Annotated in this window: 17 protein-coding genes; 8 read left to right on the top strand and 9 right to left on the bottom strand. The window is 31.5% G+C overall.

Going from position 1 to position 22,986, the window contains the following annotated elements:
• Positions 1 to 20: 20 nt before the first annotated feature.
• From HY951_08455 to HY951_08440, 4 genes are all read right to left on the bottom strand, one after another.
• The gene (locus tag HY951_08455; protein ID MBI5540075.1) at positions 21 to 470 is read right to left on the bottom strand and encodes a GNAT family N-acetyltransferase; all 450 of its coding nucleotides are present in this window, start codon (positions 468 to 470) and stop codon (positions 21 to 23) included.
• 106 nt (positions 471 to 576) lie between these two features.
• On the bottom strand, positions 577 to 891 hold the full coding sequence (locus tag HY951_08450; protein ID MBI5540074.1) for a type II toxin-antitoxin system RelE/ParE family toxin: 315 nt from the start codon (positions 889 to 891) through the stop codon (positions 577 to 579).
• Complete coding sequence (locus tag HY951_08445; protein MBI5540073.1) at positions 882 to 1,124, bottom strand: hypothetical protein; 243 nt, start codon at positions 1,122 to 1,124, stop codon at positions 882 to 884. The genes HY951_08450 and HY951_08445 overlap by 10 nt, the downstream gene beginning before the upstream one ends.
• Positions 1,125 to 1,275: 151 nt before the next feature.
• The gene (locus HY951_08440; GenBank protein ID MBI5540072.1) at positions 1,276 to 1,989 is read right to left on the bottom strand and encodes an ATP-binding cassette domain-containing protein; all 714 of its coding nucleotides are present in this window, start codon (positions 1,987 to 1,989) and stop codon (positions 1,276 to 1,278) included.
• Between the two features lie 330 nt (positions 1,990 to 2,319).
• On the opposite strand from HY951_08440, the gene HY951_08435 reads away from it, so the two are divergent.
• From HY951_08435 to gyrB, 3 genes are all read left to right on the top strand, one after another.
• The gene (locus HY951_08435) at positions 2,320 to 5,436 is read left to right on the top strand and encodes a tetratricopeptide repeat protein (GenBank protein ID MBI5540071.1); all 3,117 of its coding nucleotides are present in this window, start codon (positions 2,320 to 2,322) and stop codon (positions 5,434 to 5,436) included.
• 12 nt (positions 5,437 to 5,448) lie between these two features.
• A complete protein-coding gene (locus HY951_08430) occupies positions 5,449 to 7,110 on the top strand; it encodes a TonB-dependent receptor (protein MBI5540070.1) in 1,662 nt (553 codons plus the stop codon).
• Positions 7,111 to 7,334: 224 nt separating this feature from the next.
• Positions 7,335 to 9,296 (top strand): DNA topoisomerase (ATP-hydrolyzing) subunit B, encoded by a 1,962-nt coding sequence (gene gyrB / locus HY951_08425; GenBank protein ID MBI5540069.1) that lies wholly within the window; start codon positions 7,335 to 7,337, stop codon positions 9,294 to 9,296.
• Between the two features lie 426 nt (positions 9,297 to 9,722).
• On the opposite strand, the gene HY951_08420 is transcribed toward gyrB, so the two are convergent.
• On the bottom strand, positions 9,723 to 10,412 hold the full coding sequence (locus tag HY951_08420) for an FKBP-type peptidyl-prolyl cis-trans isomerase (GenBank protein ID MBI5540068.1): 690 nt from the start codon (positions 10,410 to 10,412) through the stop codon (positions 9,723 to 9,725).
• A 128-nt stretch (positions 10,413 to 10,540) separates the two neighbouring features.
• Complete coding sequence (locus HY951_08415; GenBank protein MBI5540067.1) at positions 10,541 to 12,742, bottom strand: DUF3352 domain-containing protein; 2,202 nt, start codon at positions 12,740 to 12,742, stop codon at positions 10,541 to 10,543.
• Between the two features lie 108 nt (positions 12,743 to 12,850).
• On the opposite strand from HY951_08415, the gene HY951_08410 reads away from it, so the two are divergent.
• The 5 genes from HY951_08410 (at position 12,851) to HY951_08390 (ending at position 18,340) form a co-directional block, all read left to right on the top strand.
• Positions 12,851 to 13,195, top strand: a complete 345-nt coding sequence (locus HY951_08410; protein MBI5540066.1) for a hypothetical protein — start codon at positions 12,851 to 12,853, stop codon at positions 13,193 to 13,195.
• Positions 13,196 to 13,282: 87 nt separating this feature from the next.
• Positions 13,283 to 14,611: a hypothetical protein gene (locus tag HY951_08405; protein ID MBI5540065.1), complete on the top strand. Its 1,329-nt coding sequence runs from the start codon at positions 13,283 to 13,285 to the stop codon at positions 14,609 to 14,611.
• Positions 14,599 to 15,354, top strand: a complete 756-nt coding sequence (locus HY951_08400) for an SDR family NAD(P)-dependent oxidoreductase (protein ID MBI5540064.1) — start codon at positions 14,599 to 14,601, stop codon at positions 15,352 to 15,354. The genes HY951_08405 and HY951_08400 overlap by 13 nt, the downstream gene beginning before the upstream one ends.
• Before the next feature lie 7 nt (positions 15,355 to 15,361).
• On the top strand, positions 15,362 to 16,447 hold the full coding sequence (locus tag HY951_08395) for an Ldh family oxidoreductase (GenBank protein ID MBI5540063.1): 1,086 nt from the start codon (positions 15,362 to 15,364) through the stop codon (positions 16,445 to 16,447).
• Between the two features lie 30 nt (positions 16,448 to 16,477).
• Entirely contained in the window at positions 16,478 to 18,340 is a 1,863-nt protein-coding gene (locus tag HY951_08390) for an ABC-F family ATP-binding cassette domain-containing protein (protein MBI5540062.1), read from the top strand.
• A gap of 89 nt (positions 18,341 to 18,429) precedes the next feature.
• Here the strand turns inward: HY951_08390 and HY951_08385 are convergent, their stop codons facing one another.
• The 3 genes from HY951_08385 to HY951_08375 form a co-directional block, all read right to left on the bottom strand.
• Complete coding sequence (locus tag HY951_08385) at positions 18,430 to 18,618, bottom strand: hypothetical protein (protein MBI5540061.1); 189 nt, start codon at positions 18,616 to 18,618, stop codon at positions 18,430 to 18,432.
• Positions 18,619 to 18,862: 244 nt separating this feature from the next.
• Entirely contained in the window at positions 18,863 to 20,230 is a 1,368-nt protein-coding gene (locus HY951_08380; GenBank protein MBI5540060.1) for a GTPase, read from the bottom strand.
• A gap of 223 nt (positions 20,231 to 20,453) precedes the next feature.
• Complete coding sequence (locus HY951_08375; GenBank protein ID MBI5540059.1) at positions 20,454 to 22,859, bottom strand: TonB-dependent receptor; 2,406 nt, start codon at positions 22,857 to 22,859, stop codon at positions 20,454 to 20,456.
• Between the last annotated feature and the right edge of the window lie 127 nt (positions 22,860 to 22,986).

The raw sequence follows: 22,986 nt of genomic DNA, 5'->3' as shown, positions 1-22,986 counted from the left end.
TTTAAAGACTAAATAGTAAATTAATTACATTTATACACATTCTGGTTATGTAATTCCATCCATTTTTCCGGATTATCAATTGTTTTCCATCCATATTTTTTATATAATTCATGAGCATCACCGGTTAGTAATATCCATCGTCTTAACCTCTGAAGATTTGGATGAGACATTATTACTTCCAACAGCCATTTCGAGAGCCCTTTTCCACGATATTTGTCTATTACAAACACATCACCTAAATAAGCAATTGTTGAAAAATCTGAAATTATTCTTGCATATCCAATTTGCTGATCTCTATATAACAACCCGAAATTTAACGAATTATCAAATGCAGTTTTAAATGTTTCAAGTGGAATGTTTTTGCTCCAGTACGATTCATTTGCTAAAAATTCGTGAATTAATAATAAGTCAAGTTTTAAATTGTCAGTAGTAATTGTAAATTCATTTTTCTTTACTGTGATAGTTTCCATATTTTAAGTATAAATTGTAAATGCTTGAACATTGTTATTTACTGCTCCGCTGCGGTAAATCGGCGGACAGACTGTTAAATTTTGACAGTGTGTTATAAACAATAAGTTATTTGCTCTTAATTTTCAGTTTGATCGGGTCTTGTCTACAGTCAAAAACTGTTGCGATAGAAACAATATTTTCTTTTATTAGATAAACGATTTTGTAGTTTCCTTGAACTAAATATCGAATTTCTTGTTTAAAATGCGCCAAAAGCTCCTCTTTTTGTCCTATTCGAGGAGTAATCTCAAGAAGAATTGTTTTGTCAACGATAGAATTAGTTATTTTGTCTGCAACTCTTTTGCTGGCTTTAGAATAATAATAATCGTAAATATTACGTAATTCTTCAATCGCAGAGTCTGACCAAACAACAATTATTTCCATGAAGCTATTTCTTTCTTTAAACTTCTAGCACTCTTAACTTTATTGCTTTTAACTTCCTCGAATGCTTTCTCAATGCGTTGTTCATATTCCTGAAGCGTCATTGGTTTAATCTCTTTTTCCAATACTTTATCTCGCTCGGATTTAAGAAGTTCTTCGAATTTTGAGAGAATGCTTGAATTGGCGTATTTAAGAAATTCCTGTATGAAATGTATTTTTCTGGTTTGTAAGTCCATAAAGCTATTTTTTTTGTAAATTTAATACTATTTTAAGAAAAAAGCAATATTTTGTCTGAAAGTCCTTCTACACCTTGTTTATAACAAGACTCTAAACTTAACCATTAATTTCAAATATATAAAATAACAAAGCTAAAAACAAGTACAGTATTTAATCCTCTTTCAACGAATCAAAATCAATAACGGAGACAGTTTCGCTTAAATCTGTCAACACCCCGCCTTCACACTTGAGAGTTCTGTTAGGGAATTTTTTTAACACCGTGTAATTATGAGTTGCCATTAGAATGGCACAGCCTGTTTTGCTTATATCTGTTAACAAATTTAAAATTCCTTCAGAAGTTTCGGGATCCAAATGACCGGTTGGTTCATCAGCAAGAATTAGTTCAGGATGGTTTAATAAAGCACGTGCAATAACAACTCGTTGCTGCTCCCCACCCGACAACTCGTGAGGCATTCTTTTTATTTTATCAAGTAAGCCAACATTTTCAAGAACTTCTGAAATTCGTTTATCAATATCTTCTTTTTTCCAACCTGTTGCTTTTAAAACAAATTTTAAATTTTCATAAACAGTTCTATCAGTAAGTAATTGAAAATCCTGGAATACTACGCCAAGTTTTCTGCGAAGTAATGGAATGTCGCTTTTCTTTAATTTCTTTAAATTGAAATTACAAACTGTTCCTTCACCTTCTGTTAATATTATATCACCATACATGGTTTTTATAAGACTGGATTTACCACTACCTACACGACCAATAACATAAACAAACTCGCCCTTTTTTATTTTAAGATTAACATCGGTTAAAACTTTTTCTTCCTGCTGATAGATATTTGCATTTTCTATTTGTACTGTATAATTTTCTTCCATAATAATAGTTTTTACATTTAGTAAAACAATAATTAAAAGATTTCTAAAACAATTCTTTTGTCATTAAAAACTCATATCTAAGTGCATTATAAATTTAGCTATAACCATTTCGATCTGCCTTGGAGAACGTTAAGGATTAGTAAACTAAATTCAACTTCAAACTTAATGTTTTAGAAAAACTTAACTATTGCAAAGCTAAAAATATAAATAACCATTTGTATTAAATCAGTCATTCAGAAATGAACATTCAATTGTTAATTAAAAGATTGAACTGTAAAATCTGACAGGTTATTAAATATCTACTTTAGCTTTATTATAAGTAAAAAGCTTATGCACAACAAGATTTTGTTATTCAGAGTATTTGTAATTGTTTCGTTATGTATTGGCAGTAGTGTTCAGGCACAAAAAACTGCAATTTATAACGACGCCGATTATAATTTTAAAAAAGCAGTTGAGTTATTCGAAAAACAAAAATATGGCTTCTCGCAGGAAGCTTTTGACGAATATCAGAGAAGTCTGCCCACAAAAGACAACCTTATGCGTTCTGATGCCGATTATTATTCGGCACTTAGTGCAATGGAGCTTTTTAACAAAGATGCTGAGCCACGCATAATTAACTTTATTAACAATAACCCAGAAAGTTCACGCCAGAAAGGAGCTTTTTTCTATGTTGGTAAATTTCAATATCGCGAAAAAAGATTTAAAACCGCTTTAGAATGGTTTGAAAAAATTGATCCTTATTATTTGAACGATGAAGAAAAAGCAGAATATTATTTTAAAAGTGGGTATAGTTATTTTGTTGTAAAAGATTACGATAAATCTGAAAAAGCTTTATATGAGATAAAAGATCTTAATACAAAATATACAACACCTGCAACTTATTTTTACTCTCATATTGCTTATACAAACAAAAAATATGAAACTGCTTTGGCAGGTTTTCAAAAGCTTTCTAAAGATGAACTTTTCGGTTCTATCGTTCCTTATTACATTACGCAGATTTATTATTTACAGGAACAATTTGATAGTGTAATAACATACTCACCAGGCTTACTTGATTCTGCAACAACCAAACGAGCTCCAGAAATTGCAAGAATTATAGGCGAATCATATTACAGAACAAATCGTTTTAAAGAAGCAATTCCTTATTTAGAGCTTTATCGCGATAAGGTTTCGAATATTACCCGACGTGATATTTATGAACTTGGATATGCTTATTACAGAAATGGTGAAAATTCAAAAGCAATTGCAACACTTGATAAAATAACAGGAGTAAAAGACAGTCTTTCACAAAACTCGCTTTACCTTTTAGCAGATTGTTATCTTACAGAAAATAATAAAAACATGGCAAGAATTGCTTTAGGTAATGCTTCTAAAATGGATTTTGACCCATACATTAAAGAAGATGCAATGTTTAATTATGCCAAACTGACTTTTGAATTATCATACTCACCATTTAACGAAGCTGTTTCAACTTTTAACGAATTTGTAAAAACTTTTCCCGAATCAAAAAGACTTGATGAAGTTTACTCGATGTTAGGAAAAGTATACATGAATACAAAAAATTACAAAGAAGCAATAGAAGTATTTGAAAACATTCAAAATGTAACAAATGAAATAGAAGAATCATACCAGCGTGTAGCTTATTTCAGAGGATTGGAACTTTTTAACAACTTAGAGTTTAGTCAGGCTATTATTCATTTTGACAAATCTCTTAATAATGCAAAATATAATCAGCTATATAAAGCACAGTCTATTTTCTGGAAAGGAGAATCATATTACAGATTGAACAGATACGATGATGCAATTTCTCAGTTTAACAAATTTTTACTCTCAACAGGAGCATTTGGCTCAAAAGAGTTTAACTTATCTTATTACAGCATGGGATATTGTTACTTTAAAAAACTTGACTACAAACAAGCTTTAACCTGGTTTAGAAAATTTGCCGACAACCAACCAGGAATAAAAACAAAACATACAGCTGATGCATATTGCAGAATTGGAGATTGTAATTTTTCTGCAAGACAGTATGATGTAGCTGTAGAAAATTACACAAAATCAATTGACATACATTTAGCTGCTGTTGATTATGCAATGTTTCAGAAAGGATTTTGTCTTGGTTTGTTAAAACAATATAACGATAAAATTATTGTTTTAAACCAATTACTATCCGATTACTCCGGTTCACCATATGTTGATGATGCAATGTATGAACTTGCTAACAGCTATGTAGCTATTGAAGAAAAAGAAATGGCATTAAATACATATCAGAAAATAATCGATGATTACCCTGCAAGTGATTTTGTTAGAAAATCATATATCCAGATGGGATTGGTTTATTATAACAGCGATCAGAATGACAAAGCACTTACTGTGTATAAAAAGGTAATAGAGAATTATTCTAATAGTCCTGAAGCAAAAGATGCATTTACTGGTTTAAAAACTGTTTATCTTGATATGAATGACGTTAATAATTACTATGCATATCTTAAAGACAGGGGAAATCAGGGCGATTTTAGAATAACAGAACAGGATTCTTTAATGTATGCAACTGCCGAGAAAGTATATATGGCAGATGACTGTGCAAAAGCCGAAGGATTATTTGCTGATTATATTACAAAATTTGGAGATAACGGAATTTTCTCGGTTAATGTATTCTATTATAAGGCAGAATGTCTTAACAAATCATCAAATATTGATGGTGCTGCAGAAAATTACAAAAAAGTATTAAGCAGACCAAACAGTGTATTTACAGAACCTGCATTGGCAAAGGTTTCTAAGTACGAGTTTAATAAAGCTAATTATCGCGATGCTCTAAGTTATTACCTAACATTAGAAAGTTCTGCTGCATACCAGACAAATATTACAGCTTCTAAAATTGGTAAAATGCGTTGTTATTTTCTACTTGCCGATTTAGATAATGCAAAAAAATCTGCTATTCAAGTTCTGGCAATGGAAAAATTACCAGATGAAATTGTTCGAGAAGCTCACTACACTGTAGGAAAATGCGAATATGCAATAAACAATTACGAAGCAGCACTTGAAGAATTTACATTAATATCCAAAAGTTGTAAAAGTGCAATTGAGGCAGAAGCAAAATATCTTACAGCCGAGATTTACTTAAAACAAAATCAGAATGATTTGGCCGAAAACGAAGTCTTTGATTTTGTTAAGAAAAATACTCCTCAACAAAAGTGGCTTGCAAAATCCTTCCTTCTTCTTGCTGATATTTACCTTGCTAAAAAAGATAATTTTCAGGCAAAAGCTACTTTGCAAAGTGTAATTGACAATTACACAGTAAAAGATGACGGTATGGTTGATGATGCAAAATCAAAACTCGACCAGATAAAAATTTCTGAGGAACAGGAACTTTTAAAGAAACAGTTAGAACAGGCTCCTGCACCTGAAAATATTGAGATTAACATAAATGAAGAAACAAAAACAAATTAACCGAAAACAGATATGAGAAAAATTTTGGTTATTACAATATCTTTTATTTGCACATTACTTATTTTTAATAAAGTAGCTGTATCGCAAATAAAACCGGACAATAATGTAAACATTATTAAACCATATGATCCTACAGTAGGTGACGCATATAAAATAAATTTATTGCCCGAAATTAACGACACATCAGGAGTAAAAAATAACTTCTCATACAAAGTATACCCAAAACAACTCCCTGTTGATTTTCAGGTAATACCCATAAATCCTGCTAAAATGGTTGGTGAGCCAATTTCAAAATTATATTCAACATATTTAAAAGCCGGATACGGTAACTATAACACTCTACTGGGAGAAGCCGGAGTTAATATGCTAAGATCAAAAAATTATGCAGGAGGTATTTATGTAAAACATTTATCCTCTATTACTAAACTAAAACTAGCTAACGATTTTAAATCACCTGCATCATACAGTGATAACAAAGTAACTCTTTTTGGTAAAAAGTTTTTCGAAAACTCGACACTTTCAGGTGATGCTTCATATTCACGAAATGCTCTTCATTATTATGGCTATGACACTGCATACAGCGATACTGTAATTGAAAAGAAACAGATTTTTCAACATTATAACACAATAACAGGAAATGCAGGACTTATATCGAACTATACAGATTCACAGCATTTAAATTACGATGCAAACATTAAATACGAATATTTTGAAGATAATTATAAAAGTTATCAAAACAGATTTAATGTAAGAACTGATTTAAGTAGTTATTATAAAACTGAACTAATCGGTGGTACAATTGATTTATCATGGATAAATAAAAATTCTGCTATTGATACATTTAATAATGCATTGGTTCAGCTTAACCCATGGGTAAATTTTACTGGTGATAAATGGAGAATCAAATGTGGCTTATTAATGAATGTTGATGCTTATACTGACTCTGCATTTTATCATTTTTATCCTACTGTAATGCTACAGTATAATGTTATAGAAAATTTCTTAATTCCTTTTATAGGATTTGACGGAGGAATTACTCAAAATCATTTTTCTAAAATGGCATTGGAAAATCCTTATACAAGACCAGGATTACAAATGCAGAATACTAATAATAAAATTAACCTTAACGCAGGTTTCAGAGGTAATTTTAGCAAAAAAATATCTTTCCTTATTAAAGGTACCTATGGAACATATGATAACATGTATTTCTTTGTTAACGATACTTTAGGAATAGGAAATTACTTTGATGTAGTTTATGATGAAGTTCAGCTTTTACATTTTAACGGAGAAATTTCTTATAAAAATGCCGAGAAATTAAATGTCTTCTTAAGAGGAAATTATTATAAATATACACTTAAAAATCTTGACAAGCCATGGCATAAACCTGAGTGGGACGTTACTTTAGCTGCCAGATATAATTTGCGTAATAAAATTGTTGTATCACTGGATTTATTCTGCTTGGGCGACAGATATGCCCCAAATTTCAGAACACCCGAATCTCCTTACAAACTAAAAAGTACAATTGATGCCAATATTGGAATAGAATATCGTTATTCAAAAGTTTTATCTGCATTTTTAAATCTTAACAATATTACTGCTTCTAAAAAATATTATTGGAATTTTTATCCTACACAAGGATTTAATCTGCTTGGCGGATTAACTTATTCATTCTAAAATAATATTTAAATCCTTCATTATTTTAAAGATGATTTTTAATTAAAAATCATCTTTTTTTTGTTCGAAAATTCTTTAAAAAAATATCTCATTTTTTCAACAAAATATGGGTATAAAAACTTATTAACAAAGTCTTAGTTTTATTGATATTTAATAGTATTTAAGAAGACTATTTATTAACTTCGCGCTGCATTAAAAAATTTAAGAAAAAGAATCAGAAAAAGATGGAAGATTTGACAAACGATTTAGAAAAGAATAATGATTATTCGGCGGATAGCATTCAGGTGCTAGAAGGATTAGAAGCAGTACGTAAACGTCCGGCAATGTACATTGGTGATATCGGAATCAGAGGATTACACCATTTAGTTTATGAAGTAGTAGATAACTCTATAGATGAGGCACTTGCTGGTCACTGTAAAAACATTGATGTATTCATTAATGCAGATGGTACAATAACTGTTACTGATGATGGTCGTGGTATTCCTGTTGATTTTCACGAAAAAGAGCAGAAATCGGCTCTTGAAGTTGTACTAACTGTATTACATGCCGGTGGAAAATTTAACCATGATTCATATAAAGTATCAGGTGGATTACACGGAGTAGGTGTTAGTTGTGTTAATGCACTGTCGAGTTATTTAAAAGCTGAAGTTAGTCGCAATGGAAAAATGTACGAAATGGAATTTTCAATTGGAAAAGCTACTTCAGATTTAAAAATTATTGGTGATAGCGACAAAACCGGAACTACCATTACTTTTAAACCGGATGCATCAATATTTACAACAGTTGAATATAATTTTGAAACATTAGCTTCACGTCTACGCGAACTTGCTTTCCTTAATAAAGGAATAAAACTTAATATTACAGATTTACGCGAATTAGACGAAAACGGAAATCCATTAAAAAATGAATTTTTAAGTACAGAGGGACTAAAAGAATTTGTTCGTTTCTTAGATGCTAACCGCGAAACCTTAATTGATAACGTAATATATCTTGAAACTGAAAAGAACTCTATTCCAGTTGAATTAGCTATGCAATACAATGCTTCTTTTAACGAGAATGTTCACAGTTATGTAAATAATATCAATACGCACGAAGGTGGTACTCACCTTGCAGGTTTCAGACGTGGCTTAACCCGTACACTTAAAGCATATGCCGAAAAAAGCGGAATGCTTTCAAAATTGAAATTTGATATTAGTGGTGATGATTTCCGTGAAGGATTGACAGCTGTTATTTCTGTAAAAGTTCAGGAACCACAATTTGAAGGTCAGACAAAAACCAAACTTGGGAATACTGATGTAATGGGAGCTGTTGATCAGGCTGTTAGCGAACTACTTTCCTTTTACCTCGAAGAAAATCCAAAGGATGCAAAAGAAATAGTAAACAAAGTTATTTTAGCTGCAACTGCACGTCACGCTGCCCGCAAAGCACGTGAATTAGTTCAACGCAAAGGCGCATTAACAGGCGGCGGATTACCTGGTAAACTAGCAGATTGCTCAGAACGTGACCCGGAAATTTGCGAACTTTATTTAGTTGAGGGTGATTCTGCAGGTGGTACAGCAAAACAAGGTCGCGACAGAAAATTTCAGGCAATCCTCCCACTGCGTGGAAAAATTCTGAATGTAGAAAAAGCTATGCCTCATAGAATTTTCGAAAGCGAAGAAATAAAAAATATGTTTACTGCCCTTGGCGTTCACATCGGAACTGAAGAAGACAGCAAAGCATTAAATTTAACAAAGCTCAGATATCATAAAATTATAATAATGACCGATGCTGACGTTGATGGTAGTCACATCTCAACTCTTATCATGACATTCTATTTCAGATACATGAAAGAGTTAATTGAACGCGGCTTTTTATTTATTGCTACTCCTCCACTCTATTTAATAAAAAGAGGAAAAGAAGAAAGATATTGCTGGACCGAAGAGGAGCGTATTGCAATTGTTGCTGAATTAGGAAAAGGAAAAGAATCTGCTGTTCACATTCAACGCTATAAAGGTTTGGGAGAAATGAACGCAGAGCAATTATGGGATACTACCATGAATCCTGAGTTCAGAACACTTCGTCAGGTAACAATCGACAGCGCAGCAGAAGCTGACAGAATTTTCTCAATGCTTATGGGTGATGATGTTCCACTAAGACGCGATTTTATTGAGAGACATGCAAAGTATGCTAAGATTGATGCATAGTAATTAATCATAACAAATTTCCAAATAAAAAACCTCAGGTAATTAAACCTGAGGTTTTTTTATATATAACATTTACTGCATTTGGTATTATACATTAAAATCCTACGGATTTTTTAAATTAACGTGAGTTCGATATAAAATAATAGAATACCTAGTTTTGTTACATTGAGTGGATTTTCGAAGAAAATTTGTATCGAAATGAACAAAACGACTAGTTTTCGATACGAAATTCTGAAAGAATTTCACTCAAACTAGCATATTTTTCTTATATCAAAATCACGTTAATTAACAACACATAACACCTAAATATAATACTGAGCATACCCAGCTGCGAAGAACAGAATAACAAATTATATCGATCTCACGTTAAATTAAAATAAAAAAGCCTCACATTTTCATGTGAGGCTTTTTTAAAAATATTTTTTATTATTTCTCTATTCCAAGTAATTCAACTTCGAAAACTAAAGTTGCATAAGGAGGAATTGCTCCCTGCATACCTCTTTCACCGTAAGCTAAATTAAAAGGAATGTAGAATTCATACTTTGAACCTACTGTCATAAGTTGAATACCTTCTGTCCATCCAGGAATAACCTGATTTAAAGGGAAAGAAACAGGATCTTTTCCAACTGAACTATCAAATACTTTTCCGTCTAATAATTTACCTGTGTAATGAACTTTTACAGTACTTTCTGCAGTTGGTTTTGCACCTTTACCTTCAGAAATAACTTTATATTGTAAGCCGCTTGGAAGTGTTTTAACACCTTCTTTTTGTGCGTTTTCTGCTAAGAATTTTTCTCCTTCAGCTTTACCTTTTTCAAATTCTTTTGATTGAAGTTTAGTAAAGTAAGCTTTTAAAACTTCTAAAGCCTGCTCACTTGTAAGAGCCGGATTATTATTAGTAAGTACTGCATTGAAACCCTGAGTAAAAATATCAAGATTAATAATTGTATCAATACCTTCTTGTTTCATGCTTGAACCAACATTAACTCCGAAAGAATAACTTAATGAATCGCGGTTATTTGTAAGTTTTACTTCACTACCTGCTTTTTTATCACCGCAAGAAGCGAGTATCATCGTAACTGCAATGAAAGAAACATAAACTAAAGATTTTCTCATTTTTTTGCTTTTTAAATTTTGCACGAAGGTAATTATTTTTTTAAATTGGTTATCCTTTTTATAACCATCACTAAATTTCTTTTTCTTATTAATTGTTAAAATTCAATATATAAAATACAAACCGTCAATTATTCTTTCTCAACACCCTCGCTAAATTTCTTTTTGCCTAATTCCTGACCGGTTTCACTATAAAACTTCCATTTACCATCCATCAATCCTTCAGCATATTGACCTTTTGCTTTTATAGTTCCGCTATCATAATAAAATTCGGCATCACCATCTTGTAAATTAGCCTTTATTTCAAGCCAGGCTTTGGGTTTACCATTTTCATAATACTCTTTATAATCACCATGTATTTCATCCTGAATAAAATCCATCTCAGCTCTAATATTTTCGTCAGCATTATCGTAATAAAAAACACAATGACCACTTACAAACCCTTCTTCATACTTAATTACGCTTTGCAGATTTCCAGATTGATAATAATTTTTCCAGACACCATTTGGCTTTCCATCAATAACAGATCCTTCAGACATTACTAATTTATCATTATAGTATAAAGTCAGAGGCTCATTATTTGAAGTTGGAACTCCTGTTAAATCAACTTTAAACTGCAGACTATCATATTCATTAAAGAAAAGTTCTTCGGCTGATCTTTCTATTTTTTCAAGAGTTTCATCCTTTAATGCATTGGGATCATGCTCAGTAATTAAAGATGTTTTAAACATATCACCATCAGAAACTAACTGAAAACCAATTCTCACAAAGCTTAAAAGAAGATCTTTATTTTGTTTTATACTATCGCGAGTACTTTCTTTTCCATAAAAATATAAGTACTGATATATTTTAGGCATTTGAATAAAAGCTGTAACATTTGCTTCATCTTCAAAGTCGTTTTTAAAATTCATAAATGCTTCATTTTTTTCCAAAGTTTTTCCGGCACTATATGAATCTATAAAATCTATCAATTGACTGTCAGAATTTGAAAAAACAACATAGTCACCAATATAAGTAAAGAATGGCTTTTCAAGTTTTCCAAACATTTTTCCAAGAAACATTTTAAAAAACCCTTTTACACTTAAGTAATTTATTGGATAACCTTTATATTCTGTCTCCTCAAATTTAACAGGAGTTCTTCTTTTTATCTGTCGTAACAAATGATCCAAACCAGCATGTGCATCATCAATATTTTTTGCTTTTATAACAACTACTACATCCTCTTCTCGGGCATTTGACTCAGGTTGAAGTTTAACAAAAGATATCTCACTTCCTATCCAGCTAAAGAAATCTTCTTTTAAATTTACTTTTAAGAATTTCTCAACCTTAATAATATTTGCATTATAATCTTCATAACCTGTAGTATCCGATGATTTATAATATTCTTTTAGCTTCTCAAAAAAGTCATTAAAATCATTAAAACACATTGGCATATATAAAGCTGCATTATCCGGAATAATTTCAAATGCAGTCATCTTACCAGGCTTTACCTGTAACAAAGCATTTAAATAAGAAGGCACACTATCATATAAATTGGAATAACCAACCATACTTAATCTTTCATTTTCAAGATTACACTTCAGTGTTGTATATGCCATTGTTTCTGAGAGTGCATCAACAAGTTCACTACTTTCACTCATATAACATTTTAAATACTCGGGAACTGTTTTATAATTTACATAGAAATTAAACAGTGATGATTCTGTTTCATCTTTTGCAAGTTGGAATCGCTTATTTTTAATCCAGTATTCTGAATCGCGCTGATCTATTGCCTTCTCAAGCAATGATGAAGTATAGCTACCTACTAACAAGTTATCAATAAAAGAAAATGAAAGCGTCTCTTTTGTTTTAACATCAAGCATATCAATTATTTCTATCCCCTTATAATCTCTTTTTGTAACAGAATAATCAGAAAAGAGATTCATAGCTTCCATTAAAAATGTTGCCTGTCCGGCCTTTTGCACATCTACAACAAACAAAAAGTTATAATCTGTTGGCGAAATCATATGAGCCGAAACTACCATCTGGCGATCGCTCAAAAGCATATCCATTGTTTTATTATACTTCATTAACGAATCAAGCGATGCTGCACTTTCATTAATATCAGCAAAATACTGATTCTGTTTTAAGTGATTCCAGATTTTACTTGTACTTATTGCATTCCAACCATCATTTAAGTTTTTTGTTTCAATGATAAAAATCGCATCATCGGGAACCAAAGTATAAGGATTACGGTTATTTACATTTTTAAAATACATGTAACCAAAAAAGCCTCCTATTGCAAGAATTACTAATAGAATAATAATAAGTAAACCCTTTAATATCTTTTTCATAGAATTTAATCTTTAACTATTGCAAGATATGAAATACCCATTAATATTTTGCAGGTATAATTTTTGTTTTGCAAAAAATAAATTAATTTTAATAACAACAATTTAATTATGAAAACAATTACATTTTTTTTAGGATTAGGTCTGATCCTTTCGGTCTCTTTAAATACATTAGCACAAAAGGTTTATAGTTGCGATTCAAAATATGATGCTGATGTAAAAGTTTGGGTTGCAGATAGTAAATATGATGCTGATTTAGTGGTTTATAAAGTCACTTCTCAATATGATGCCGGTGACAATAATGGATTATGGTATTTTTGTGATTCAAAGTATGATGCAAAAAAGAAAATCTTTTTTGTCGATTCTAAATATGATGCAGATTTAATTATTTACTTTGCTGATAGCAAATACGATGCTGGTTGGCAAAAAACAAATAAAAAACAGTTAATGTACTAACATTATTACATTTACATTGAGACTAACCTTGAGCTTTTGTTCAAGGTTTTTTATTTTTAATAATTATCTTTGTCCAAACAAGGATTTATGGAAATTGCTTTATGCATAGGTTACACGCTTATATTTTCATTTCTGATATTTAAATTACCATTTTTCAGAATTGACAATGTCTCTCGTAAAATTCTGTTTAGTTTATTTATAATTAAAATTATAAGTGCATTTGCATTAACTTTTATTTATACTTACTACTATGATAACCGCACTGAGTCAGATATATTTAAATATTTTGACGATGGAAAAGCAATTTTCAGTAGCATTCATAATAACCCTGTTGACTATCTGAGAATGATTACCGGAATTGGTTCTGATGCCCCACATTTAGAACAGTATTATAAAATAGCTAATTTCTGGTATAAAGAATTCGATTATAATTTATACAATGACAACAGAACAATAATTAGATTTAATGCAATTGTAATGTTGTTTTCGTTTGGTTATTTTAATGTGCATAATATTTTCATGGCTTTTATTTCGTTTACTGGACTTACAGCAATTTTTAAAGTATTCTATCCTTATTTTATTCAAAAAAGAAATGCTCTGTTATTTTCTATTTTTTTAATTCCGTCTGTTCTGCTATGGACCTCAGGAGTATTAAAAGAAGGGATCTTAATGTTTGCTTTAGGTTTTTTAGTGTATTATGTTAATAAATTACTTTTCAAGAAATTCTCAACAAAATATCTTATTTTATTAATTCTGGTAATTGCCTTATTGTTTTTATCAAAATTCTATGTGTTACTAGCTGCCATTCCTGGATTGTTATGTATAGTTACATTAAGATTTTTTAAAAAATTACCTTCCTTACCCATTGTTGCAGGAATTCATATTTTAATAATTTCAGTATTTTTCTTTTTCCATTTTATTTTCCCAAAATATAATCTGGCAGAAATTGCTTCTACAAAACAGCATGATTTTATTAACATGATTAATCTATCACCCAATGTTGGAAGCCGAATTGACTTACCCGTACTTGAACCGACTTTTCAAAGCTTTATAAAAAACACACCAACAGCTTTTGTAAACTCATTTTTTCGACCTCATGTTTTTGAAATAAAATCGGCTATGGTTATTCCGGCTGCAATGGAAAATCTGTTAATTGTTACAATTCTTATATTAAGTATCATTTTTTATAAAAAGCCAGACATTAAAAACTTTACATGGTTTTGGTTTTGCCTATCTTTTGTATTTATTTTATTTATTTTATGCGGATTAACAACTCCTGTTTTAGGCGCACTTGTTAGATATCGCACTCCCGCTCTTCCATTTCTTTTTATCATTTTTCTAACTATAATAGATTTAAACCGAATTGCAATATTGTTCAATAAAATTATCACACCTTTTGTTAAATGGAAAAAATAGCACTAGTAACCGGAGCTACTTCCGGCATTGGTAAAGCAACTGCATTAAAACTTGCAGAAGCAGGATATTCTGTAATTATTACCGGTCGTAGGTGGCATTTGCTTGCCGAACTTGAAAAACAACTTATACAAAAAAGCAGAGTACTTGCTTTGAGTTTTGACGTAAGCAATAATGATGAAGTTAATCATGCCCTTGATAAACTACCTGAAGAATGGAAAAACATTGAGATTCTTGTAAATAATGCAGGACTTGCTGCCGGTTTATCTTCAATTCAAAACGGAGATATAGAAGACTGGGAAAAAATGATAGACACTAATGTTAAAGGTCTTTTATATGTTACAAAAAAAATAATACCAATGATGATTTCTCATAACAGAGGGCACATTATTAATATTGGTTCTATTGCCGGAAAAGAAGTTTATCCTATGGGAAATGTATATTGTGCAACAAAGTTCGCTGTTGATGCACTTACTAAGGCAATGAGAATAGATTTACTTGAACATAATATTAAGGTTACCGGTATTTGCCCGGGTATGGTTGAAACTGAATTCTCTTTAGTACGATTTAAGGGAAATAAAGAGAATGCAAATAATGTATATAACGGATTAGATCCATTAACTGCTGAAGATGTAGCAGATGTAATTCTTTTTGCAATTACAAGACCACCTCATGTAAACTTAAACGATATTGTTATTACTCCAACTGCACAAGCATCTGCAACAAATGTTAACAGAAAAAAATAATTAAATTATGGCTAACAGATATTCATATCAGAAACTTGATGAATTTCTAATTCGTGTTTTTACAAAAATTGGCTGCCCTGTTGAGGATGCAAAAATTATTTCGGAAGTACTTTTAGTTTCTGAATTACGTGGTATTTCATCTCATGGACTTGCAAGGGTAAAAACATATCTTGGGCTTTGGGAAGCTGGTAGAATAACATTAAATAATGAAGTTAAAATTATTCACGAAACACTTTCAACCGCAACAATAGACAGTGGGAATGGTTACGGAATGATTGGCGCAAAAAAAGCAATGAAGCTGGCAATTGAAAAAGCTAAAGTTGCTGGTACAGGCTGGGTTTCGGTAAATAATTCTAACCATTTTGGAATTGCAGGTTATTATGCAATGATGGCTTTAGAAGAAAACATGATTGGAATTACAACTACAAATGCTAGTCCTCTTGTTGCTCCAACCTGGAGTACATCAAGATTTTTAGGAACAAACCCTATTGCAATGGCTATTCCAACCGGAAAAAACCCAGCATTCGTTGCCGATTTTGCAACAACACCAATTGCACAAGGCAAGTTAGCACTTATCGAAAGAAAAGGAGAAAACTGTAAATTAGGTTATGTACAGGATAAAATCGGAAATCCATCAACAGATCCAACAATATTGAAACAAGGTGGTGCAATTGTGCCACTTGGCAGCGACTACGAACATGGAAGTCATAAAGGATATTGTCTTGGTGCTATTGTTGACATACTTTCATCTGTACTTGGTGGTGCTAATTTTGGTCCGTTTACACCTCCACAGGTTGCATTTTTACCATTATTGGAAAAATCTACAGGAAAAGGAATCGGACATTTTTTTGGTGCTATGAGAATTGATGCATTCAGACCTGCAAGCGATTTTAAAAATTCTATGGATGAATGGATAGACACTTTCCGCAATGCAGCCCCGGCTGAAGGACATGAGAAAGTTTTAATTCCTGGAGATCCGGAAAGAGAAAATACAGCGATAAACTTAAAAGAAGGTATTCCTATTATTCCGGATGTTGAAACAGAGCTTCTTGAAGTAGCAAAAAAATATAACGTTACAACTTTCATAGAATAACAATATTCACATTTTTTATAAAATTCTACAGTGGTTTATTTACAAGCAGAAAATATCACAAAATCATTTGGCGATTTAACTCTTTTCGAAAATTTATCGTTAAGCATACACCAGGACCAGAAAGTAGCTATAGTTGCAAGAAACGGTGCAGGAAAAACAACTTTACTAAATATTATTGCCGGAACAGATCAACCGGATTCAGGACAAATTGTATTAAGAAACGGGATTACTGTTGGTTATTTGGCTCAGTCGTTAAAGCTTGATGAAACCAAAACTATTTTTGAAGAGATTTATAATTCTGCTTCTGAAGTAATGCAGATAATTAAGGAGTATGAAATTGCATTAGTTTCTGATAATAAATTAAGGTTAGAAAAGGCTCTCGAAAAAATGGAAGCCGCTCAGGCATGGGATCACGAGGTAAAGGTTCATCAGATAGTTGCCGAGCTTCAGTTACCTGATGGTAATATTATTATAGGCAACCTTTCGGGCGGGCAAAAAAAACGTGTTGCTTTGGCAAGTTTGTTAATTAACGATCCCGATTTATTAATACTTGATGAACCTACCAACCACCTGGATTTAGAAATGATTGAGTGGCTTGAGGAATTTTTATCACGTTCTGGATGCACATTGTTAATGGTTACTCACGACAGATATTTTTTAGATAGAGTTTGTAACGAAATATTAGAATTAGACAACAAAACATTATACCAATACAAAGGCAACTATTCTTATTTTCTTGAAAAAAGATCTGAACGAATCGATGTTCAAAATTCGGAAGTTGAAAAAGCAAGAAATTTATTTCGCAAAGAGCTCGATTGGATAAGAAGAATGCCTAAGGCAAGAACAACAAAAGCGAAATACAGAGTTGAGGCATTTACAGAAATTCAGGAAAAAGCCAGTCAGAAAATTGTAGAGAAAAATGTAGAAATAAAAATTTCTGCTGCACGTCTGGGTAACAAAATACTCGAAATATCAAATCTGGGGAAAGCATATGGTGAAAAACTTTTGATTAAAGACTTCACATACATGTTCAGGCGATTTGAAAAAATTGGAATTATTGGAAAAAATGGCTCAGGAAAAACAACATTTCTTAATTTAATAACAAATCTTGTAAAGCCTGATACCGGTCATTTTGAGTATGGAGAAACTGTTGTTTTAGGTTATTACAAACAGGAAGATTTGAAATTTAAAGAAGGACAAAGAGTAATTGATATTGTTAAAGAAATTGCAGAAGTTGTTACTCCAATTGAAGGGAAAAAATTATCTGTTTCACAATTTTTAAATTACTTTTTGTTTACTAATGCAATGCAGCATACACCTGTTGAAAAGCTTAGTGGAGGCGAGCGCAGACGATTGCATTTAGTTACCATATTAATGCGAAACCCTAACTTTTTAATCCTTGATGAGCCTACAAATGATCTGGATATTATGACTCTTAATGTTCTTGAAGAATATTTAAAAGAGTTCCCAGGTTGCCTTGTTGTAGTTTCGCATGACAGATTTTTCCTTGATAAAATTTCCGATCACCTTTTTGTTTTCGATGGATTTGGGGCTATAAAAGATTACCCCGGAAATTATTCAAATTACCGCGATTGGGCTAAAAAACAAATAAAAGTTTCTGACAAAACTATTAAAGAAAAAAAGCCGGAAAAAGAGATAACAATATCTACAGAAAAAGCAAAAAAGCTTACATGGAAAGAAAAGAAAGAATTTGAAACTTTAGAATCTGAGATAGAATCTTTAAATAATGAAAAGATTGAGATTGAGCAGAAACTTTCAACAGGAACACTTTCATCAGAAGAAGTTACTAATTCTGCCAAACGTCTGAGCGAAGTTCTTAATCTTATTGACGAAAAAGAATTACGCTGGCTTGAGTTAAGTGAAATAGGTTAAAACCATTTCTAATCGGGGTTTAAAATCCCGATTAAATCAAATTCGGATAGTGTATTTAACTTCACTTAAAGTAACAATAAATAAAACAATTACGCATTAAAAACTTTTGTAAAAACCGATGGAAACTGTCTTCCATAGTTTTCATAGCTCCATTGCTGTAATTCTTTTATTGATTCGTTATCATCGCCAAGGTAAATTATAAGCTTTCTAAGTTCCTTGGCAAATAAATACTCACTAAAGCTAACTTTTTCGAGTATAGTTTTGGAAAATTCTAACATAATAAATTAGTTTTTAGGGTTAGTAAAATTAATTATATATGTATTTTTATACAATACGTTAAAATACCTGATTTTATATAATATACGGATAAAAAAGGTATTAGTTATAATATTCTGAAATTTGTTATATAAATTTTTGCTTTTCCATTAAACCCATATTATAAATAATGTGCAAATTAATTTTTTAACATAAAAAAAACGCCTCCGAAACAGGAAGCGTTTAATTTTTATTTAACTTAAGAAATTAGCTACAGCATGAGCAACCTTTTTTTGCAAGATTATGTTTTACCATAAAATCGCATAAAATTTCGTCAAGGTTTGGACTACCAATTTCCTGTAAATCGTAACCAATTTTTACTGTTGGTTTATTGATTTTAATAATTCTCTGAAGATCAATTGGAGTAGCAATTACAACTGTATCACAAGGTGTATTTTCAATTGTACGCTCTAAATCGCGAACCTGCTCATCACCATAACCCATAGCTGGTAATAAAGTACCAATGTTTGGATAAATAGCAAATGTTTCAGCAAGTTTACCAACTGCATATTGACGTGGATCTACTAATTCAGCAGCACCATGTTTTTGAGCTGCAACTGTACCAGCACCAATTTTCATGTGACCATGAGTTAAGGTTGGTCCATCTTCAACAACTAATACACGTTTACCTTTAATAAGCTCAGGTTTATCAACTGTTAGCGGAGAAGCACCATCAATAATAATTGCATTTGGATTAATATTGCGTAGGTTTTCGCGAACAATATTTATATTTTCTAAAGATGCACTATCAATTTTATTGATAACGATTACATCAGCTAAACGAGCTGTAGTTTCACCAGGATGGAAAGATGTTTCTGCACCTGGACGTAATGGATCGGCTACACAAATTGATAAATCAGATTTATAGAATGGGAAGTCGTTATTTCCACCGTCCCATAATACAACATCACAACCATCAGGATCGTTTTCAGCAGCGCGAAGAATTGCTTCATAATCAACACCAGCATAAATAACGTTTCCGCGAACTACATGTGGTTCGTATTCTTCCATTTCTTCGATTGTGCACTCGTGAAGTTTTAAATCAGCTACTGTTGCAAAACGCTGAACTTTTTGTTTTACTAAATCACCATAAGGCATTGGGTGACGAACAGCAACAACTTTTAAGCCTTGTTTCATAAGAATCTCAACTATTCTGCGTGAAGTCTGGCTTTTACCGCAACCTGTACGGGTAGCACCAACTGAGATAACAGGTTTAGTTGATTTTACCATTGTATCATTAGGACCTAAAAGCATATAACTTGCTCCTGCAGCCATAACTATTGATGCAATATTCATAACTCTTGTATGAGGAACGTCACTGTATGCAAAAACACATACATCAACTTTATGTTCCTGAATAAGTTTTACCAAATCTTTTTCGTCAAAGATTGGAATTCCTGCTGGATAAAGATCTTTTCCTGCCAATTCAGCCGGATATTTTCTTCCATCAATGTCTGGAATTTGAGCAGCTGTAAAAGCTACTACATTATAATCAGTATTACCTCTGAAGAAAGTATTGAAATTGTGGAAATCTCTTCCAGCAGCTCCAATAATAATTACATTTTTTTTTGCCATAACCAGAGAATTTATTTTTTTGAATTAGGATTTCACAAAGATATATCTTATAAGCTGTCTTTTAACTATTATGTTCCTTAACACTTTCGTGCAAATCACACAATACACCCTATTATATTCTGATATTGAGCATATTAATTAAAAACATGTTAAGCAACAGTTCTTTAATTTGTTACAATTTTATTGTCTTGATTATCAATTAATAATAATTAACAAATCTAAACTAAAATTTGAATACTACTCTGCCCATAAAATTTCTGGTTGCCTGCGGAAAATATCCATTCATATCAGAATATTTATTATTAGAAATATAGCTATATACCCAGGCATTAGTTTCGTATTTCTCATTAAAAAGATTATTTATTGTAAACTGAAACTGAATTTCTTTAAATAACTTTCCCGAAATAGAGTAACTTAAACTTAAATTATTTACAAAATACGCATCAATTACACGATTATCGGTATATATGCTATCATGAAATGCAGTACTCATAAATTTATTATTTGTAGTATTATCTGTATACTGCTTTCCCACATATTTTGAAGCAAATTCAATTGTAAAGTTTTTTACAGGCTGATACTGGAGAACATTATTAAAAATAACTGAAGGTGAAAAAGAAATTGTCATATTTTTTAAGACCGTAGAATCTTGTCCCCATGTATCCCAGTTATCAACATACTCGGTATATTCAGGAATAATATTTTTGCTTAACATAAGATTTGCATTCCACTGAAGATTTTTCAGAATTTTATATCCTGCTTCAAGCTCAATTCCCTCACGATAACTATCCTTAACATTTGTCATAACACCAGCTCCAACATTATTTATTTCGCCGGTCATAATTAATTGGTCGATATATTTCATGTGAAATATATTACCACGAAACATAAATTTTGCATTGCGAAATTCATATCCTGCTTCTAAATCGTAAAGTTTTTCTGGTTTTGGTATTTTACCAGAATCAGCATCTACAAAATTTCCACGATCAGGTTCACGCTGTGCAACTCCAAAAGAGACATATACATTTTGCTTTTCGTTAAATTCATAAAACAGACCCGCTTTAGGATTAAAAAAAGTATAAGCATTATGCTGGGTTACATCTTTAAGATTATCATCAAAACCAGCAATTGAATAATCAATATTTCTAAGTTGAAGATCAGCATAAAGACTAAGGTTTCCTGTTATTAGGTAATTTGTTTTCAAGAAAACATTTAAATCTTTTTTATCACCTGTTCCCTTATACCAACGGTATTTTTCTCCAGAAAAAGTTACAATTTTCGCCCATATAATATCTCCGTAATGGTCTCCTTTATATTGATTCCAGCCACCTCCCAAAACAGTATTTAATCTTTTCTTTTTATAATTAAGTGAATAGGTTAATCCATAAAAATCATTTTTCAACCATTTCTGATTTATAAAATCTGTTGACGTTATGGTATCTGTTCCAAATATTGCATTGGGAAGATTATATGAGTCAAAACTGTTTCCCGGTTCAGAGTTTTCATAATACCCCTTACCTCTGGTATAATGAAGTGCCACATTTAAATTTAAATTGCTGTTAATTTCTTTTGAATAATGTAACTGATAATTATCCTGCCAGTAATTATCGGTTTGATTTTTATAATCGTAAGGATTATATGTGCGGTTTGTTTTTAATGAATCTTTTGGTACTCCGTACCATGCCTGATAAGTATGCTCCTGACCAGAAAAAGTAACAAATTTCAGAATACTTGATTTTCCATACATTGTACCTGAAACATAAAATGATTTTAAATCGCTGAATGCTCTGTCGACATAACCATCAGACCATAACTTTGACAGCCTTGCATCAACTGCAAATTTTTTATTTATTAATCCGGTTCCGACATTTATGGTATTTTTACTTGTATTAAAAGATCCGTAAGAAGAACTAACCTCTGCATATGGTTCGCGATTCAACGTAAAAGTTTGCATATTAATAGTTGCACCAAAAGCACCTGCACCATTTGTTGAAGTTCCAACTCCCCTTTGAATCTGTGTATTTTCTACAGAAGAAGCAATATCCGGTAAATCAACCCACCACACACCATGAGATTCTGCATCATTTAACGGAATCCCGTTTACTGTAACATTTATCCTTTTAACATCAGAACCACGAATATTAATTGTGGTATAACCTATACCGGTTCCTGCATCAGATGAAACCACCATAGAGGGAGTTAAACTTAATAAGTATGGAATATCTTGCCCAGAATTATTTTTAGCAATTGCTTCTTTATTAATTGTTGAGTATGTTGTTGGTGTTTTATCTGCTACTCTTGTTGCCTGCACAATTATCTCATCGGCAACAATAGATGAGTGTTTCATAATAAACTCAATAGATTCATCTTTTTCAAGTTTTACATTTTTAATTATAGTTGCATAACCAATAAATAAAACTTTAATACTATACTCTCCCTTTTTTAAATTTTTTAAAACAAACTCCCCTTTTTGATTTGAATAGGTTCCGGCAAAAGTATTTTCAACCAATATTGTTGCCGACACTAAAGGCTGGTTTGTTTCATCTAAAACTTTTCCCGAAATGGTAAACTGACCAAAAGCAAAACTTACTGCAAATAATTGCAGAAACAAAAAACAAATTTTTTTCATAATAACTCATTTTAAAATTCGACAATAATTAAATTGTCAATGGAGGTCTTTTGGTTTCCCGGCTCAGCATTACCTGTCCCGGTCCAAAGGGTATGATCTCAGCCCGTTATATTAAGGCACCCCATTG

The sequence above is a fragment of the Bacteroidia bacterium genome, from assembly GCA_016218155.1.
Lineage (GTDB): Bacteria > Bacteroidota > Bacteroidia > Bacteroidales > GWA2-32-17 > GWA2-32-17.
The sequence above is the reverse complement of the archived record's forward strand: the minus strand, read 5'-3'. Positions and strand labels throughout refer to the sequence as shown.

Excerpts from the sequence above, each read along its gene's own strand:
- HY951_08420 (MBI5540068.1), bottom strand. The coding sequence starts at position 10,412 with ATGAGAAAATCTTTAGTTTATGTTTCTTTCATTGCAGTTACGATGATA.
- HY951_08385 (MBI5540061.1), bottom strand. The coding sequence starts at position 18,618 with ATGTTAGAATTTTCCAAAACTATACTCGAAAAAGTTAGCTTTAGTGAG.
- HY951_08400 (MBI5540064.1), top strand. The coding sequence starts at position 14,599 with ATGGAAAAAATAGCACTAGTAACCGGAGCTACTTCCGGCATTGGTAAA.
- HY951_08435 (MBI5540071.1), top strand. The coding sequence starts at position 2,320 with ATGCACAACAAGATTTTGTTATTCAGAGTATTTGTAATTGTTTCGTTA.
- HY951_08430 (MBI5540070.1), top strand. The coding sequence starts at position 5,449 with ATGAGAAAAATTTTGGTTATTACAATATCTTTTATTTGCACATTACTT.
- HY951_08395 (MBI5540063.1), top strand. The coding sequence starts at position 15,362 with ATGGCTAACAGATATTCATATCAGAAACTTGATGAATTTCTAATTCGT.
- HY951_08375 (MBI5540059.1), bottom strand. The coding sequence starts at position 22,859 with ATGAAAAAAATTTGTTTTTTGTTTCTGCAATTATTTGCAGTAAGTTTT.
- HY951_08410 (MBI5540066.1), top strand. The coding sequence starts at position 12,851 with ATGAAAACAATTACATTTTTTTTAGGATTAGGTCTGATCCTTTCGGTC.
- HY951_08415 (MBI5540067.1), bottom strand. The coding sequence starts at position 12,742 with ATGAAAAAGATATTAAAGGGTTTACTTATTATTATTCTATTAGTAATT.
- HY951_08445 (MBI5540073.1), bottom strand. The coding sequence starts at position 1,124 with ATGGACTTACAAACCAGAAAAATACATTTCATACAGGAATTTCTTAAA.
- HY951_08405 (MBI5540065.1), top strand. The coding sequence starts at position 13,283 with ATGGAAATTGCTTTATGCATAGGTTACACGCTTATATTTTCATTTCTG.
- HY951_08450 (MBI5540074.1), bottom strand. The coding sequence starts at position 891 with ATGGAAATAATTGTTGTTTGGTCAGACTCTGCGATTGAAGAATTACGT.
- HY951_08380 (MBI5540060.1), bottom strand. The coding sequence starts at position 20,230 with ATGGCAAAAAAAAATGTAATTATTATTGGAGCTGCTGGAAGAGATTTC.
- gyrB (MBI5540069.1), top strand. The coding sequence starts at position 7,335 with ATGGAAGATTTGACAAACGATTTAGAAAAGAATAATGATTATTCGGCG.
- HY951_08455 (MBI5540075.1), bottom strand. The coding sequence starts at position 470 with ATGGAAACTATCACAGTAAAGAAAAATGAATTTACAATTACTACTGAC.
- HY951_08440 (MBI5540072.1), bottom strand. The coding sequence starts at position 1,989 with ATGGAAGAAAATTATACAGTACAAATAGAAAATGCAAATATCTATCAG.